Raw genomic sequence first — 16362 nt, forward strand, 5'->3', positions numbered from 1 at the left:
TTCAGTCTTCCAATTCAACAATCAGTTCAATTTCAACGGGTATATCAAACGGCAAAGTGTTCACCCCGATTGCAGAACGGGCATGCTTTCCTTTATCACCAAACACTTCAATAATGACGTCCGATGCACCGTTGATCACTTCCGGCTGGCGAATGAAATCATCTGTCGAATTAACAAAGCCAAGAATTTTCACGAAACTTTTGATTTTATCAAGCGAGCCCAGTTCATCCTGCAGATTACTCAGTAACTGCAGTGCAGTCCCTCGTGCAGCCTGATAACCCTGATCCATCGAAACATCGGCGCCAAGCTTTCCTGTCATTGCCGGATTCCCGTCCTTCATATAGCCTGCACCTGAAGAATACAGCGCATTGCCGATACGCGCCGACATTTCGTAGTTCGCCATAGGACGTGAGGGCGGCGGCAGTTGAATCCCCAACTCTTCAAGTTTTTCGTTGATGTTCATTAAACAGCCTCCAGTAAGTAAAATAGTGACTCGATCGTAACATGTCATACAAAAACGGTCAAAAGTATTTCAAAAACGAAAAGATTTTATACCCGCGGCGCTGCTAGATTGATCAATAACGAAAAAAGGAACACGCATATCGCATGTTCCTTTTATTATTAAGAATCAAGTTCTTGGTTCAGTGATTTAAACAGTGCGAACATCATAAATACGATGACGAACGAAAACGGCAGGGCCGCAATAATTATGGTGTTCTGCAAGGCTGCCAGTCCGCCTACTGAAAGCAAAATCAGCGCAATAGAGGATTGAATAATACCCCAGATGACCTTCACCGAGTTTGGCGGTGTCAGAGAACCGTATGTCGACTGCATACCGAGTACGTAGGTTGCCGAGTCTGCGGAAGTGATGAAGAAGGAAGTTACCAGAAGGATCGCGAATAATGAAATCACTGTTCCTAATGGAAGCTCATTAAACATCTCGAATATGACTAACTCAATATCGAGTGCCGCCAAGTTTACATTCCCTGCATTCTGTATATCGATTGCTGTCGTACCGAATGCAGCAAACCAGATGAAACCAAAGAATGAAGGGACAAGCAGAACGCCTGCCATAAACTCACGGATTGTCCGTCCTTTTGAAATACGCGCAATAAACATACTGACGAATGGGGACCAAGAAATCCACCAGGCCCAGTAGAATATTGTCCAGCCATCGAGCCAGCCCCGATTTTCTCCGTTCAACGGGGCTGTACCCATACTCATATCAATAAGATGTGTAAAATAACCGCCTACTGAATCAGTGAACATATTCAGGATCAGCAGTGTGGGCCCTAATATTAAAATTAATCCTAAAAGCGCGACTGCCAATAGTAAATTGGTATTTGATAAGTAACGAATTCCTTTATTCAGTCCCGACCAAGCAGATCCAATGAATAAGAACGTCACAACGGTCACGATGATAAATTGTGACTTGATGCCAATCGAAAACCCGAATAAATAATCCAGACCTGCGTTAATTTGAACAGCACCGAAGCCGAGGGATGTGGCTACGCCAAAAGCAGTTGCAAATACAGCAAGCACATCAATAACTGTCCCCCAAGGACCTTTCATTTTCGCTCCGAAAATCGGCTTCAATGTTGCTGAAATTAAACCAGGTTCACCTTTTCTAAACTGGAAGTATGCCAAAGCCAAAGCGACCATTCCATACAGTGCCCAGATGTGAAGGCCATAATGTAAAAATGTTTTCCGCATAGCTTCTTTAAATGCAGCAGCTGTAAATGGATCTTCAGTTGCCGGGACAGCGTAATGGGACAAGGGTTCTGCAGCGCCATAGAAAACTAAACCAATTCCCATACCAGCAGAGAACAGCATGGCAATCCATGTAATTGTAGAGAACTGCGGACGATCTGTATCCTTTCCGAGACGGATTTTACCGTACGGACTGAAAATCATGAAAATACTGAGTAATAAGAGCGCCGTCATGAGCAGCATATAATACCAGCCGAATGTAGACGCCACGAATGCTTTACCTGAATTCGTAATTTGTTCAAAATGCTCAGGATCAATAACACCATATCCAACTGCTAAAATGATTAACCCTATTGTAATGTAAAAAACATTTGATATTTTCTTCATATTTCCCCCTGTTGCCATAGTTTACACGAGCAGCTTTACACTATACTCTCCATTAATTAAGAAATCAAATGAAAAAATAAATTTTCTTTAATTTAATTAGTATGCAGGATAGCCGAAATACTGTGGTGACAACGTTCTTTCATTGATTATATTTTAATAAAAAAAATAAATTTCAGTAGAAGAAACGAAGTCATGCTGGGGTGCCTGTGCACGAAACATTCATGTTTATTTGAACAAACATGAATGTTTGAATTAACACAATAGTTTGGCACACAGGCACCTCCCAAAAGGCCGGCTTAGAGATTCATTATTCCCTTGCTGGTTTTTTTATTATGCCCAAACCTCGGGAAATTATTTGGTGTGCAACCGTTTGAAGTTTTACATTCATTGATTATTTTGCGCACTGGCACCCTACACACTATACTTTATATAAGTCTTCATTAATGGAAGGAAGTGAACTTGATGGACTTACGGCATTTACAAACATTTCACATCGTTTCCGCCCATCTAAACTTCACCAAAGCAGCCCGGATACTGAACTATAGTCAGCCTACGGTCAGTCAGCAAATAAAGTCGCTGGAGATGGAGCTCGGTCATACCCTCCTGAACCGGGTCGGCAAGAAAATGTATTTGACGCCCGCAGGCAGTATAGTAAAGCGTCATACAGAAAGTCTATTTGGGACGCTGGACAGCCTGACAAGAGAGCTGAAAAAACTGGAGAAGCCGGCAGGCACCTTAATCATCGCCGCTCCTGAATTTTACTGCGGACGCTATTTATCTCATATTATCGGTCCCTATATTAAGTTATATCCAGATGTAAATCTAAAGCTGATTTGCTGTAATAGCGAAGAGACACTCAAGCTCGTCAGTTCCAATCAAGCAGATATCGGCTTTGTGGCCGGAAATTTATATCAATCCGGGATTGAAAGGCAATTAATCGATGAAGAAGAATTGATTTTGGTCGCCAATCCCCTGTTGACAGCCGTCAGCCCCTTGCAAAATATGTTTGATTCCCATCCTTTTATTACCTACGGCTTAACGGATATCATCCAAAATTGTCTGGATGAAATACACTGTATCCCAAAAACAATCGTTGAATGTGGAAGCGAAGAGGCTATTAAACAAGCGGTCATGGGGCAGGCAGGCATTGCATTGCTGAGCGACCGGATTATTGAAAATGAACTTCACCGTAAAGAACTGAAAGTACTGAGCCGGTTTTCACATACTATGCCTACCTATCTGATTTATCCTGAAAATCTGAGAGGCTTCAGCACGGTCAGTACGTTCACAGATCTGACCATCGACATGTGGAGGTCTCTCACTGACTTCCCTAACTGTAAGGATCTCTAATAGTAACCATTGAAAACTCTAATTTCCGCTCCTGCTCTGTTTCTTATACAATGAATAAACAGAAATTTATATTTATGCATTCATTGTTTTAAACTTGCAGGAATTGGAGAGTGAGCACATTGAAATCATCAAGTGATACACCGAAAAAAGAGAAAAGCGGGATCAATGTCTTTGTTCTTCTGTTTTGTCTTATTGTTATATCCGCCGGTCTGACCTATGTCATACCTGCTGGCGAATTTGAACGCACAGTAGTGGACGGCCGAGAAACGCTTCTGCCTGATCAGTTTTCATTCGTTGACGGTCAATCGGCCGGGTTCTTGGATATTTTCAGTAATATTCATTCAGGGATGGTGCTGGGCGCTTCGATCATCTTTTTCGTACTGATTGTAGGAGGTTCGTTTGGAATTTTGACTGCAACCGGGGCATTGGATGCGTTCATTACGATGCTGTCGGTCAAAATGGCACATCGCGGAAAACTAGTGATCCCTGTCCTGATGTTCTTCTTTGCCTGTGCAGGATCGTTAATGGGCATGTCAGATGAAACGATTGTTTATATCGGAATATTGGCCCCGCTGGCTGTCGCACTGGGATTTGATGCAATTACCGGTTTTGCGATCGTCACACTCGGCGCTTCTGTCGGATTTTCATCTGCCGTCATGAACCCCTTCACAGTCGGGATTGCGCAGGATTTGGCGGGACTGCCTACGTTCTCGGGCATTTTCTTCCGCATTGTCTTATTTATCGTCCTTTACATAGCAGCCGTCTGGTATGTGTACCGCTATGCAGGAAAAGTACAAAAAGATCCGTCAATCGGGCTTTACGGCAACTACCCGGCTGGCAAGCAGGACAAACTTGACGGTTTATCCGGCACAATGGCTGCACGGCATAAACTGGTATTGCTCATATTCTTGCTGAATTTCGTCATTCTCATGTTCGGCGTCATTAAATTAGACTGGTACATCACAGAGATTGCAGGGTTATTTCTCATGTTCGGCGTGTTTATGGGACTGGCCGGCAGACTGCGCCCTTCTGAAATTGCAGACAGCTTTGTGCACGGAGCCGGCCAATTAATCGGCGGCGCCTTAATTATCGGACTGGCACAGACCATTTTAGTGACATTTAAGGATGCGCAGTTATTAGATACAATCCTTTATTATACAGCCGGTGTACTCGATGTCCTTCCCGCTGCCCTCAATGCAGTCGGCATGTTCATCTTCCAATTAGGCCTGAATTTCCTGGTGCCTTCCGGAAGCGGGCAAGCCGCGCTGACGATGCCAATTATGGCTCCGCTGGCTGATATGACAGACGTAACGCGCCAAACTGCTGTACTCGCATTCCAGCTTGGCGACGGAATGTCGAATCTTATTTTTCCTACCGTCAGTTTCTTGATGGCAGGACTCGCAATGGTCGGTATTTCCTGGACTAAGTGGGTAAGATGGGTCTTCCCTTTTATGCTGATCCAGGTCACCATCGCGATTATCGCACTGCTAATTGCACAATTTATTCAATACGGACCTTTCTAATGAAATGAAGGAGGATTTTCATGATTAATCAACCAACCATTGAATCCCTGGCTGAACAGGCGATTCAGGACAGAAGACATTTACATCAATATCCTGAGCTTTCAGGTGAGGAATACGAAACTTGTGACATGATACGGAAACGTCTTGAAGGGCTTGAAATTGAAATTCTGGATTATGCATTGCCGAGTATTGTCGGCTTCGTTAAAGGAACAAGCGGCGGGAAAACTATCGCACTGCGGGCAGATATCGACGCGCTTCCGATCCAAGAAGAAGGAGACCTGCCGTACGCTTCCACACGTCCAGGCATCTCCCATATGTGCGGGCATGACGGACATACCGCAGTCTTGCTGGCCGTAGCGGAATGGCTGGCTGCCAATCGGGACGCCGTCCAGCCGAATGTTTATCTGCTATTCCAGTCTGCCGAAGAAATCACTCCAAGCGGTGCACAGGCTCTGGTGGCACAAGGCGTTTTAGCAGATGTCGACGCAGTGTTCGGTCTTCATTTGTGGCAAGGGATGAAAAAAGGCCTGTTCGGTATTACACACGGACCAATGATGGCTTCAATCGACGACTTTGAGATTACGATCACAGGCTCGGGCGGCCACGGTTCGGCACCTCATGAAGCCGTGGATCCGATCTATATTTCCACACATGTCATTCAGGCATTTCAAAATATTATCAGTCAAAAACTGAACCCGTTGGATGCCGCGATCATTACGGTAGGCAAAGTCGAAGCTGGCAGCTCACCAAACGTCATTCCAAATAGCGCGAAGCTGACCGGTACAATTCGGGCGCTAACACCGGAAGCTGTCGCGACGATCAAACAGCAAATGGTCCGAATGTCAGAAGGGATTTGCCAGGCATTCGGGGCCGCTGCGCAAGTGGAGTTCATCGTCGGGACTCCCCCTCTCGTCAATGACGAAGTGCAGGCGCGCTTTGTCGAACAAGTGCTGACCGATACGTTTGGTAAGGACAGAGTGGAACTCATTGAGCCCACGATGGGCGGAGAGGATTTCGCTTACTATTTACAAGAGAAGCCAGGCGCCTATCTATTTGTCGGAATGGCGAGCGAAACCAGTGCCTATCCACACCATCACCCGAAATTCAATATTGATGAAGAGATGATTCCTGATGCCATTCGAGTCTTCATTGAAATCTTACAGCAGTTTAAGGAAGAATCATTATGATTATTAAAAAAATCGATATATTTGCGGCGCGCCTGCCGCTTAAAGAACCTTTTGTCATTTCTTATGTGCGGCTGGAAGACATGCCAACCATATTCGTCCGAGTAGAAACAGACAATGGATTTGACGGCTGGGGCGAAGCAGTGCCCGATCAGAACGTGACAGGCGAGACGTGGGAAAGCACCTATCATGTCATTGAAAAAGAACTTGCCCCGTTATTAATTGGAGAAAGTCCTTTTTCCATCGACAAGATCCATCAACAGTTTGCGAAAAAGATTTTGGGGACGCCTTCCGCTAAGGCCGCGCTCGATATCGCCCTTTATGACCTCATGGGTAAAGCAGCAAATTTGCCGCTTTATCAATTGCTCGGCGGCAGTTCTCATGAGGAAATAACAGTTCCTCAAGTGCTGAGCATTAAACCGCCTGCTGATATGGCAGAAGATGCACGCCGCTATGTCGCAGAAGGATTCCGCAGCATTAAGATCAAAGTCGGCACTGACGCAGCTACAGATATCGAACGCATCCGGCAAGTCCGGCAGGCAATCGGAAAAGAGGTCCAGCTGCGCGTGGACGCCAACCAAGGATGGAACCGCCACGAGACCTTGCACATCATTCGTGAAACGGCAGATTGTCAGGTGGACTGGTTTGAACAGCCCGTTGCTGCGCACGACCTGAAATCGCTGGCCGAAATCCGAGCCGTCTCCCCTGTTCCGATTATGGTCGATGAAGGCGCCGGCAACACAGTTGATTTATTACAAGTTATTGAGCTTCGGGCGGCCGATCTCGTCAATATCAAGCTGATGAAAGCCGGTGGAATTTATCCGGCACTGGCCGTAACCAGTATGGCGGCAGCGGCCGGCATGCCTTGCCAGCTCGGTTCTATGGTGGAATCTGCTATCGGCACGATGGCAGGTGCCCACCTGGTAAAAGCGCAGTCTAATATCAAGTCTAATGAAATGGTCGGACCGCTGAATTTCACAAAAGATGTGGCAGTGACTATATTTGACAACGATATACTTCATTTCAGCGGCCTTCCGGGATTGGGCATTACAGTTGATGAAAATTATGTGCAGGAGATTACAAAGTTCTCTTGCACGGTTCAGTAAACGGGTGCCTATTATATTAAATAGATAGACCGAAACATTTATGTTTGTTTGAACAAACATGAATGTTCGAATTAACACGATAGTTTGGCGCACAGGCACCTTTCAAAAGGCCGGCTAAGAGATTAAGTGGATTCTCTTGCCGGTTTTTTTATTGAATGATTTGAAGTTTTACATTCACTATGTTTAAATGAATGAAGGATAAACTTCATTCATTGGCAGGTGACTTTATGACAACCTTGCACGAAACTATTAAAATGCACTATTCTTCCTTATCTCCCGGCCAGCAAAAAGTAGCTGCCTTTTATATTGAACATCCGCAAAATGCAGCACTGTCAACCGCTTTTCAAATCGGAAAGCAAGCCGGCGTCAGTGAAACAACAGTCATTCGGCTCGCCTACGCGCTTGGTTTCAGCGGTTACTCTGATTTACAGCAAGCACTGCGGAATGATTGGCTTGTGCCGAAGCAGTCTGCCGCTGAAGGATTTTCTTCAAAGAATGAGCCGGATGACAGCAGTAACTTCATGCACCAGGTCCTCGAAAAAGAGCAGATGATCCTGCAGCACACGGCGGAACAGTTGAATATAGGCGATGTACAGGCCATGGCGGACACGCTCATTCAATCGGATCGCGTATACATCGCCGGTTTCGGCAGTTCGTATGCAGCAGCGTATTGGTTATTTTATTCCTTGAAACAACTGCGGAACGACGTGGTGCTTGCCAGTCCCGCCGGTTTTATGACCGAGGACGTTTGCGATTTGGGTGTGAACTCGACTGCCGTAATTTTTTCCTTTCCCCGCTATCGAAATGATACTTTACAAGCGGCAACTATGGTAAAAGGACAAGGAGCTAAACTGATCGGTATCACCGACCGGACCCTATCTCCAATTGGCCGGCTGGCAGATATGATATTCAGCAATTCGGATAATGAAGCCGCCGATACCCATTCTATGGCTTCCATTATAAGCTTTCTCGATACACTGCTTGCCGGCATACGTATATATAATTCAGAGGGTATAGCCAAACGGCAGCAGCAACTCGAACACTTATACACAGAGCAGCAGTTATTTTCAGAATAAAGGAGGCTACTTCATTGGATAAACCTATTCAATTCATTACAGACTGCAAAGAACAGATTCTGCAGACCTACCGAGAACTTCATGAACTGGCGGAGCCCAGCTGGGAGGAACAGCGGACGTCCCGTTATTTGCAGGAAAAACTTTCATCGGCGGGTCTTCAAGTAACCTCTTTTGCAGGACATCATGGATTCATCGCGGAGATTCCCGGGGAGAAAGAAGGCGTCATTGCGCTGCGTGCCGATATGGACGCGCTCGTACAGGAAGTAAACGGCGAAATAATAGCCAATCATTCATGCGGGCACGACGGGCACAGCACAATGGCGCTGTACACCGCTTTAGCATTGAAAAACAGTGATATGCAGCTCAGCCATACCATACGCTTTATTTTTCAGCCTGCGGAAGAACTTGCAGAAGGTGCGCTGCAAATGATGGAGGAAGGTGCATTGAACGATGTGCTTTTTCTGGGCGGAGTTCATGTCCGGCCTCACACAGAAGTTCCGTTTGGACAGGCAGCCCCTGTCATTCTTCACGGTTCCTCCTCTACTATAAAAGGGGTCATCACAGGAACACCTGCCCACGCTGCGCGTCCGGAAGAAGGCAATAATCCGATTGAAGCGGCCAGTATGCTGATACAGTCGCTGCAACGAATCCGGCTGACCGGCGGAAAGAAGTTTTCTATTAAGATGACGGAGTTGCACAGCGGGGAAACGAGCAACTCGGTTCCGGCATCTGCTCGTTTTACACTGGACATCCGTGCGGAAGCAAATGAAACGATGGAGGCACTGCTTGAAAAAGCAGTTCATCTATTGAAAAGCACAGCCGCTTTGACGGAAACAAAGATTGATTATGAAACAGCGGGCTACTCTCCTGCCGCCATCGAAAATGCGGCCGCAGTCCGTATTGCACGGCAGGCAATCCGCTCTGTTTTAGGAGAAGAAAATACTGCAGGACCGTGCATCTCGCAAGGCGCTGAGGATTTTCATTTCTATACATGGAAGACACCTCATATTGCGGCCACAATGATAGGATTGGGCTGCGACCTGAAGCCCGGGCTTCATCATCCGCAGATGTCTTTCAACACTGACGCTCTGATTTACGGCACAAAAATTTTGACTGAGATGATCATACGGGCAGATCGCGAAATGGAGGCAGATAAACAGTGAAAAACGTAATAAATATATCCATCCGCCTGATTGAAACAATAGACGAGTTACACAAAGTTCATGCACTCGAAGCGGGTATCTGGGGAGAAAATGATACCGTGCCGATCAGTCATATGACAGCTTCACTGAAGAATGGCGGACTGATTGTCGGCGCTTTTGATGAAGACCGGTTGATTGGCTTCCAATACAGCTTCCCGGGATTCGACGGGCAAAATGTGTATCTGTATTCTCACAATCTGGGCATTCATTCTGACTACCGGAAATTAGGCATAGGCGAACAATTAAAGCTCGAGCAAAAACAGGCGGCGCTGAAACTGGGCTACAGCCGTATTATTTGGACGTACGATCCGCTGGAGACAGTCAATGCAAATTTAAATCTTCATAAACTGCGGGCAAGAGTTATTTCATATACGGAAAATGCCTATGGCGACATGACCGGCGGGATAAACGGCGGCATTCCGACTGATCGTTTCACAGTGGAATGGATGATTCAAGAACAGTCATCCAGGACGAGTTCTCCCGATTTACATACCATTCCCTTACTGATCGACACACGCTGCAGTCATGGTTTCTTAATTGCGGAGAAATCACACTGGCGGAAAGGTGATCAGCTAGTAGGTGTTCCGGTTCCGGCAAACTTCCAGGAACTTAAACAGCATGATTTTAACGAAGCAATGATTTGGCGGGAAAAGACCAGAGAAATCTTTGAGGATTATTTGGAAAACGGGTGGATCGTGACGGATCTAGTTAAGCACCCCGGGGTTCAAGAAGGATATGTCTATATTTTAGAGAAACGGGGAATTTCACATGGAAATTAAAACAGTTATTTTACGATATATGAAGATGAGAATGCTGCATCCTTTTAAAACGAGCGTGGGAGTAGAACAGGATAAAGATTTTATTTTGGTGGAAGTAAAATCAGCGGGCGGGCAGTCGGGATACGGTGAATCAGTCGCGTCCATCGCACCGATGTTCCATGAAGAAACAGTGAAGACCAACTGGCATATGCTCGAGGATTACTTGGTTCCGCTGTTGTTAAAATCAGATATTCAGCATCCTGATGACGTTTCAAAAGTTTTTGAGCACTTTAGAGGGAATTATAATGCAAAAGCGGCGCTTGAAGGAGCCGTATGGGATTTATACGCAAAAGAACAGAATCTTTCGCTGGCTGCAGCACTGGGCGGAACGAAAAAACAAATTGAAGTCGGCGTCAGTGTCGGCATTCAGGAGACAGAAGCCAAGTTACTGCAAAAACTGGAAGGTTATCTGGCACAGGGTTTCCGACGGATCAAAGTCAAAGTCATGCCGGGAAGAGATTTGGATATTTTGCAGGCAATCCGCAGCGAATATCCAAATATCCAGCTGATGGCTGACGCGAACTGCGCGTATACATTGAATGATATCGATCACTTGCGAAGATTTGACGAGTTTAATCTATCGATGATTGAACAGCCTCTTGCCCACGGAGATATCATTGATCATGCACAGCTGCAGGCAAAAATCGAAACACCGATCTGTCTGGACGAAAGCATTCATTCTGCAGAAGACGCCAGAAAATCAATTGAACTTGGCAGTACAAAGATCATTAACTTAAAAATCGGGCGCGTCGGCGGTTTGACGGAATCGAAAAAGATCCACGATATTTGTGCAGAGCACAAAATTCCGCTCTGGTGCGGCGGTATGCTTGAAGCAGGTGTCGGACGCGCACACAATATCGCCATCACGAGCCTGCCGGGCTTTACGCTGCCTGGCGACACGGCCCCTTCCGCCCATTATTGGGATGAAGATATTATCTTGCCGGAAGTCACGATGCATGATGGTCTGATTGATGTACCAGAGACGCCAGGCATCGGATTCGACTTGAATTGGGATAAGGTGGAGGAATGCATGGTGCACAGCCGGGTGTTTCACCGGGGTTGAAGATATTTAATATCATAACAAGAAGAGTGCATTGTCGCCTTAAAACCACTTTGGTGCTGAGAAAATATTAAAATTAGTATAAGTTAAACTGTTCCTTGAAATAAGGAACAGTTTTTATTTTTATATATTCTATAGAATATAGTTGACATTGTCGAATTGATAATTGATAATAGTCTAAAGAAACAAATACTATAGAATATGGAGTTGGATATTTTGAAAAGTATGTTAATGTCTAAGGGTGCAAAACAAGTCGTCGAAGTCTGTGCAAATATTAAGGAAAATGAAAGCGTTGTCATCATTACGGAACCAAAGACCATGTCAATAGCAGAAAGTATCGCGTCCGCCGTTACAGCAGTTGGGGCAGAGCCAACAATCTCTATTATTATGCCGAGAACGTCAGACAGTAGCGAACCACCAGCAACTGTTGCTGCTGCAATGAAAGAAAGCGATGTATTTATCAGTGCGGTATTTACTTCAATCACTCATACTTATGCAGTTAAAAATGCAGTTGAAAATGGTTCTAGAGGAATCATGTTGACACAATTTGAAGATCATATGCTGATTGATAGTGGAGTTCTTGCAGACTTCCCAAAAGCAGCTCCGACTTGTGAAGCAGTAGGAAGAGCTTTGGAAAATGCAAAAGAAATTCATTTGACTACTACTCATGGAACTGATTTAAAGATGTCTGCAACTGGCCGTAAGAGCAACTCGATGACTGGAATGGTAAAGAGCGGACAATTTGCGCCTGTACCAACTATTGAAGCCAACGTATCTCCATTAGAAGGATCTGCAAATGGAAAGATTGTTGCTAACGCAAGTATTCCCTACATTGGAATCGGCATCTTGAAAGAACAAGTCGTTTGTACCGTAGAAGATGGCATGATCACTAATATTGAAGGCGGCTTTGAAGCGCATATACTGGCTGACAACTTAGCCTCTAAAAATGATCCGAATGTCTATAACATTGCAGAAATTGGGGTAGGATTAAATCCACGTTGTAAATTTAACGGTCTGATGCTTGAAGATGAAGGGGTATTCGGATCGGTTCATATCGGAATTGGTTCAAGTATTACACTTGGCGGAACAGTTAAAGCGGCATGTCACTATGATTTGATCATGACTGAAACAACACTCGTTGCGGATGGTGTAACTATTATAGAAAACGGCAACGTTCTCTTATAAAACCAGGGAGGTATGAATATGAAAAGGTTTCTGACTCTATCAATCGTATTGGCAGTTGCTATAATGACTGCAGCGTGCTCAGACAGCACGAGTGGTAAAGCAAGCAGTAACGATAAATACCCTGCTAAAACACTAAATGTTGTAATACCTTTTGGCCCCGGTGGCGGTACAGATTTATACCTGAGAAAAATTATGGAAATCATGCAAAAAGAAGATATTTATACAGAAAGTATTAAGATTGAAAACCGTGAAGGTGGTAGTGGTGCAGTTGGTTGGGGGTTCTTGGAGACCAAAAAAGGTGATCCTTACTTTGTAGGTCCAACAAGTGGAAGCTTCTTTACTACCCCTCTAGTTTCTGAAACTGCTTTCAGTTACGATTCTTTTACACCAATTGCGTTAATGGGCGCTGATGACTTATTCTTCCTAGTTAAAGGTGAGTCTAAATATGATTCTCTGGAGGACTTTATTGAAGCAGCAAAAAGTGGCAAGAAGATGAAAATTGGCGGAGTTGGACAAGTTAGTGATGAAATGATTGTTCCTAATCTTTTTGCTACAGAAGCAGGTTTTGATTTTGACTACGTTCCTTTTCAAGGAGCCGGCGAACTTACTAGTGCATTATTATCCGATAGTTTAGATGCTATTGTTGGTAATCCCGCTCGTTCAATGGGACAAATTGAAGGCGATCTTATGAAGCCGTTAGCTTTTTCAGGAATTGAGAGATTAAAGCAATTGGAAGACGTGCCTACTTTTACCGAACTAGGATACGACGTGAATATTTCACAACCGCGCGGCGTAGTTCTTCCTGCTGATGTTGATGATGAAGTAAAAGACTGGTGGATTGAAGCCATGAAAAAGGTAGCAGAGACGGACGAGTGGAAAAAATACATTCTAGAAAACGGGATGTCTGATTATATACTATATGGCGATGATTTCTCAGAGTTCCTTGAAGAAACTAACACGAAATTTAAAGATTCATTAGAGTCAGCGAACCAATAATTATTATAGAAACTCTGTCTTTTTGAAACAGAAGACAGAGTTTTCTTATCAGGAAAGGAGTCCAGCTTGAAATGAAAAATATATTTACGATCTTTTTATTAGTTGTTTCCTGCTTCTACTTATCCATAGCCTTTACGTTTAAATTCTTTTCAAATGATATACCCGGAAGTGGTTTTTTTCCTATCGTAATCGGCATAACACTTATTATTTTAATCGCATTTGATTTAATCAAGAATTATAAAGGTAATCGTGAAGAAAAGATTTCCCTCTTACACATATCTATTTTCTTCAAGTTATTAATTGTTACAACTGTTTACATAGCTATTTTTAATATTTTAGGGGCATTGCTGTCCACTATATTGTTTATGTTCGTAGTTCTTCTGTTATTTAATGAAAATAAGTTGAAGCAAAATATAATACTGGGACTTACAATTCCACTTTCAATCTTTATTTTATTTGAATTTCTTTTAAAAACAGGATTGCCTCAAGGCTTCTTTGAAAATATCTTTTAAATTCATACTCTCTTGTTAGGAGTGATATCATGCAAGAAATAATCACTAATCTGATTCAAGGTTTTTCTGTTGTATTGACACCGATGAATATGCTGCTTCTCATTGTAGGCGCTTTCATTGGAATGATTGTTGGTATTATTCCTGGTTTTGGGGCTTCAGCTGGAATAGCCATTTTATTACCTCTGACGCTCACCTTGGACCCAACTTCAGCTATTATTATGCTGGCAGGTATTTATTATGGTTCACAATACGGCGGTGCTACAACCTCCATATTAATTAATACTCCTGGGGATTCCGCAGCTGTAGCAAGTACATTTGATGGTTATCCCATGACGCTTCAAGGAAAAGCCGGAAAGGCATTAATTGTACAGGCAATCGCATCCTTTGTAGGTGGTACAATTGGCGTTATACTAATTTTCACTCTAGCACCCACATTCGCTAAAGTAGCTCTCAAATTTGGTCCACCTGAATATTTCATGTTGATGATCATGGGGTTACTCACCCTAATTTGGATGACTGATGACAGCAAATTGAAAGGTTTTATCTCGGCGTTAATTGGACTTGCAGTAGCAACCGTCGGAGTGGATGTTATCACAGGAACCCCAAGATACACATTTGGTTCACCTGAGCTAATCAGCGGTGTCAGTTTTATTCCTGTTACAATAGGGTTATTTGGAATTGGAGAGTTATTATTCAGGGTATACTCTGGATCCCATAAAGATGGAAAGTTAGAAAACTTAGATCTTTCTTTAAGAAGCAAGGAAAACTGGCCTTCTTGGAAAGAATTGATGAAAGCAAAGTTCACATTTTTAAGAGGTTCTATAATTGGTTTTGTAACCGGAGTGTTGCCTGGTGCAGGTGCAACAATTGCCTCTTTCTTCTCTTATTCAATTGAAAAGAAAGTATCAAAAGAACCTGAGAAATTTGGTAAAGGACATTTGCCTGGTTTAATCGCGCCAGAGACTGCGAATAATGGTGCTACATCTGGAGCTATGGTGCCATTAATGACTTTAGGTATCCCAGGTTCCGCATCAACTGCCATTCTTTTAGGAGCGTTCTTAATGTACGGTTTACAGCCTGGTCCTTTACTAATGATTGAAAGACCAGACTTTGCTTGGGGTATTATCTCAAGTATGTATTTTGGAAACGCAATTTTACTTCTGATCAATATAGTTGCTATACCATTCTTTTTGATGATTGTTAAATTGCCATATCGATTTCTCATACCTGTAATAATCTCTTTATGCTTAATTGGGACTTACAGCTTAAATCATAGTATAATCGAAATATGGATATTACTAATATTCGGTGTCATAGGGTTTTTCATGAAATTATATGGCTACTCTCCTGCTGCCCTTGTTTTAGCTTTAGTGCTAGGCCCATTAGCTGAAAATACGTTAAGACAGTCTTTAATCATGTCTGAGTCTGGACTTGGTATTTTTATCACTAGACCTGTTTCTTTATTATTTTTAGTACTCATAGCACTTATTGTTTTCTACCCTGTTTTTAAGCGCATTTTCATGAAAACACAAAAAGCTTAAACACGTTGTTTCATGAATCTACGACTAAAGCAAATGAAAGGAATATTATATGAGCATTGAAAATATTAAAACTGTTGGACGTCAGCCCTTAAATGTCATGGTTTATGAGAACATTAAAGTAGCTATTGTCGAAGGAGACATAGCACCGGGAACACGACTCACAGAAACCAAAGTAAGCGAGCAATTAGGCGTCAGCACCACTCCAGTACGCGAAGCTTTCAGGAGACTTGCTTCTGAAGGTTTGGTCAAGATCATACCTTGGAGAGGTGCGATTGTACAAGAGTTCACTACAAAGCAGTTAGCTAATGTGTATACATGCAGAGAGTCTTTGGAAGCTTTGGCAGTCGACTTGGCTATTGATAATATGGATGACAACGGGATAAGTGAACTCTATAATTTTGTAGAGCGCTCAGTAGAGACCACTTCTTCTTCTGAATACTTTGAACTCAGCTCTGCGATACACAATACCATCTTGAGATATGCCGATAATGACACGCTAAGCAATCTGCTTGTACAGTTGAACGACGTCATCTATCATAATAGAAATATATCTTCTTTTAACGATGAAAGAAGAAACGAAATCTATAAAGAACATATGGAGATTGTAAAAGCTATTGAAGAAAAGGATAAAACACAAGCAAAACTTGCGATGCAGTCTCACGTCAGAAATGGTTTCAATTATATTCAGAATCACTTAGCTAAATAAGTTTAA

At 43.5% G+C, this 16362-nt stretch carries 15 protein-coding genes; 13 read left to right on the forward strand and 2 right to left on the reverse strand.

Annotated features, from left to right (window positions below):
• Position 1 precedes the first annotated feature (1 nt).
• Positions 2-463, reverse strand: coding sequence for a RidA family protein (locus tag NCCP2331_RS00795; protein ID WP_153721629.1), 462 nt, complete (start codon positions 461-463; stop codon positions 2-4).
• Between the two features lie 158 nt (positions 464-621).
• Positions 622-2097, reverse strand: a complete 1476-nt coding sequence (locus NCCP2331_RS00800; RefSeq protein ID WP_153721628.1) for a BCCT family transporter — start codon at positions 2095-2097, stop codon at positions 622-624.
• Positions 2098-2559: 462 nt separating this feature from the next.
• Here NCCP2331_RS00800 and NCCP2331_RS00805 point away from each other — a divergent pair, with 462 nt between their 5' ends.
• The 13 genes from NCCP2331_RS00805 (at position 2560) to NCCP2331_RS00865 (ending at position 16356) form a co-directional block, all read left to right on the forward strand.
• Positions 2560-3447, forward strand: coding sequence for a LysR family transcriptional regulator (locus NCCP2331_RS00805; protein WP_153721627.1), 888 nt, complete (start codon positions 2560-2562; stop codon positions 3445-3447).
• A 119-nt stretch (positions 3448-3566) separates the two neighbouring features.
• A complete protein-coding gene (locus NCCP2331_RS00810; RefSeq protein WP_376776787.1) occupies positions 3567-4970 on the forward strand; it encodes a YfcC family protein in 1404 nt (467 codons plus the stop codon).
• A gap of 20 nt (positions 4971-4990) precedes the next feature.
• Positions 4991-6157, forward strand: a complete 1167-nt coding sequence (locus NCCP2331_RS00815) for a M20 metallopeptidase family protein (protein WP_251667848.1) — start codon at positions 4991-4993, stop codon at positions 6155-6157.
• Positions 6154-7260, forward strand: a complete 1107-nt coding sequence (locus tag NCCP2331_RS00820; RefSeq protein ID WP_228551036.1) for a mandelate racemase/muconate lactonizing enzyme family protein — start codon at positions 6154-6156, stop codon at positions 7258-7260. Before NCCP2331_RS00815 ends, NCCP2331_RS00820 begins: the two co-directional genes overlap by 4 nt.
• A 227-nt stretch (positions 7261-7487) precedes the next feature.
• Positions 7488-8336 (forward strand): MurR/RpiR family transcriptional regulator, encoded by an 849-nt coding sequence (locus NCCP2331_RS00825; protein WP_251667850.1) that lies wholly within the window; start codon positions 7488-7490, stop codon positions 8334-8336.
• Between the two features lie 14 nt (positions 8337-8350).
• Positions 8351-9499 (forward strand): amidohydrolase, encoded by a 1149-nt coding sequence (locus NCCP2331_RS00830; protein ID WP_251667852.1) that lies wholly within the window; start codon positions 8351-8353, stop codon positions 9497-9499.
• Positions 9496-10317 carry a GNAT family N-acetyltransferase gene (locus NCCP2331_RS00835; RefSeq protein ID WP_153721622.1) on the forward strand — a complete coding sequence of 274 codons (822 nt, stop codon included), beginning with the start codon at positions 9496-9498 and terminating at the stop codon, positions 10315-10317. The genes NCCP2331_RS00830 and NCCP2331_RS00835 overlap by 4 nt, the downstream gene beginning before the upstream one ends.
• Entirely contained in the window at positions 10307-11419 is a 1113-nt protein-coding gene (gene menC, locus NCCP2331_RS00840; RefSeq protein ID WP_251667855.1) for an o-succinylbenzoate synthase, read from the forward strand. The genes NCCP2331_RS00835 and menC overlap by 11 nt, the downstream gene beginning before the upstream one ends.
• A gap of 222 nt (positions 11420-11641) precedes the next feature.
• Positions 11642-12601, forward strand: a complete 960-nt coding sequence (locus NCCP2331_RS00845; RefSeq protein ID WP_228551043.1) for a 2,5-dihydroxypyridine 5,6-dioxygenase NicX family protein — start codon at positions 11642-11644, stop codon at positions 12599-12601.
• 18 nt (positions 12602-12619) lie between these two features.
• On the forward strand, positions 12620-13597 hold the full coding sequence (locus NCCP2331_RS00850; protein ID WP_194841090.1) for a Bug family tripartite tricarboxylate transporter substrate binding protein: 978 nt from the start codon (positions 12620-12622) through the stop codon (positions 13595-13597).
• A gap of 71 nt (positions 13598-13668) precedes the next feature.
• Positions 13669-14109, forward strand: a complete 441-nt coding sequence (locus NCCP2331_RS00855) for a tripartite tricarboxylate transporter TctB family protein (RefSeq protein ID WP_153721618.1) — start codon at positions 13669-13671, stop codon at positions 14107-14109.
• A 29-nt stretch (positions 14110-14138) separates the two neighbouring features.
• Positions 14139-15650: a tripartite tricarboxylate transporter permease gene (locus tag NCCP2331_RS00860; RefSeq protein ID WP_153721617.1), complete on the forward strand. Its 1512-nt coding sequence runs from the start codon at positions 14139-14141 to the stop codon at positions 15648-15650.
• Between the two features lie 49 nt (positions 15651-15699).
• Positions 15700-16356, forward strand: a complete 657-nt coding sequence (locus NCCP2331_RS00865; RefSeq protein ID WP_251667857.1) for a GntR family transcriptional regulator — start codon at positions 15700-15702, stop codon at positions 16354-16356.
• Positions 16357-16362 lie beyond the last annotated feature (6 nt).

Origin of the sequence: Sporosarcina sp. NCCP-2331 (assembly GCF_023707945.1) — a bacterium.
GTDB lineage: Bacteria > Bacillota > Bacilli > Bacillales_A > Planococcaceae > Sporosarcina > Sporosarcina cascadiensis.

Excerpts from the sequence above, each read along its gene's own strand:
- NCCP2331_RS00845 (WP_228551043.1), top strand. The coding sequence starts at position 11,642 with ATGTTAATGTCTAAGGGTGCAAAACAAGTCGTCGAAGTCTGTGCAAAT.
- NCCP2331_RS00865 (WP_251667857.1), top strand. The coding sequence starts at position 15,700 with ATGAGCATTGAAAATATTAAAACTGTTGGACGTCAGCCCTTAAATGTC.
- NCCP2331_RS00815 (WP_251667848.1), top strand. The coding sequence starts at position 4,991 with ATGATTAATCAACCAACCATTGAATCCCTGGCTGAACAGGCGATTCAG.
- NCCP2331_RS00860 (WP_153721617.1), top strand. The coding sequence starts at position 14,139 with ATGCAAGAAATAATCACTAATCTGATTCAAGGTTTTTCTGTTGTATTG.
- NCCP2331_RS00850 (WP_194841090.1), top strand. The coding sequence starts at position 12,620 with ATGAAAAGGTTTCTGACTCTATCAATCGTATTGGCAGTTGCTATAATG.
- NCCP2331_RS00805 (WP_153721627.1), top strand. The coding sequence starts at position 2,560 with ATGGACTTACGGCATTTACAAACATTTCACATCGTTTCCGCCCATCTA.
- menC (WP_251667855.1), top strand. The coding sequence starts at position 10,307 with ATGGAAATTAAAACAGTTATTTTACGATATATGAAGATGAGAATGCTG.
- NCCP2331_RS00795 (WP_153721629.1), bottom strand. The coding sequence starts at position 463 with ATGAACATCAACGAAAAACTTGAAGAGTTGGGGATTCAACTGCCGCCG.
- NCCP2331_RS00855 (WP_153721618.1), top strand. The coding sequence starts at position 13,669 with ATGAAAAATATATTTACGATCTTTTTATTAGTTGTTTCCTGCTTCTAC.
- NCCP2331_RS00820 (WP_228551036.1), top strand. The coding sequence starts at position 6,154 with ATGATTATTAAAAAAATCGATATATTTGCGGCGCGCCTGCCGCTTAAA.
- NCCP2331_RS00825 (WP_251667850.1), top strand. The coding sequence starts at position 7,488 with ATGACAACCTTGCACGAAACTATTAAAATGCACTATTCTTCCTTATCT.
- NCCP2331_RS00800 (WP_153721628.1), bottom strand. The coding sequence starts at position 2,097 with ATGAAGAAAATATCAAATGTTTTTTACATTACAATAGGGTTAATCATT.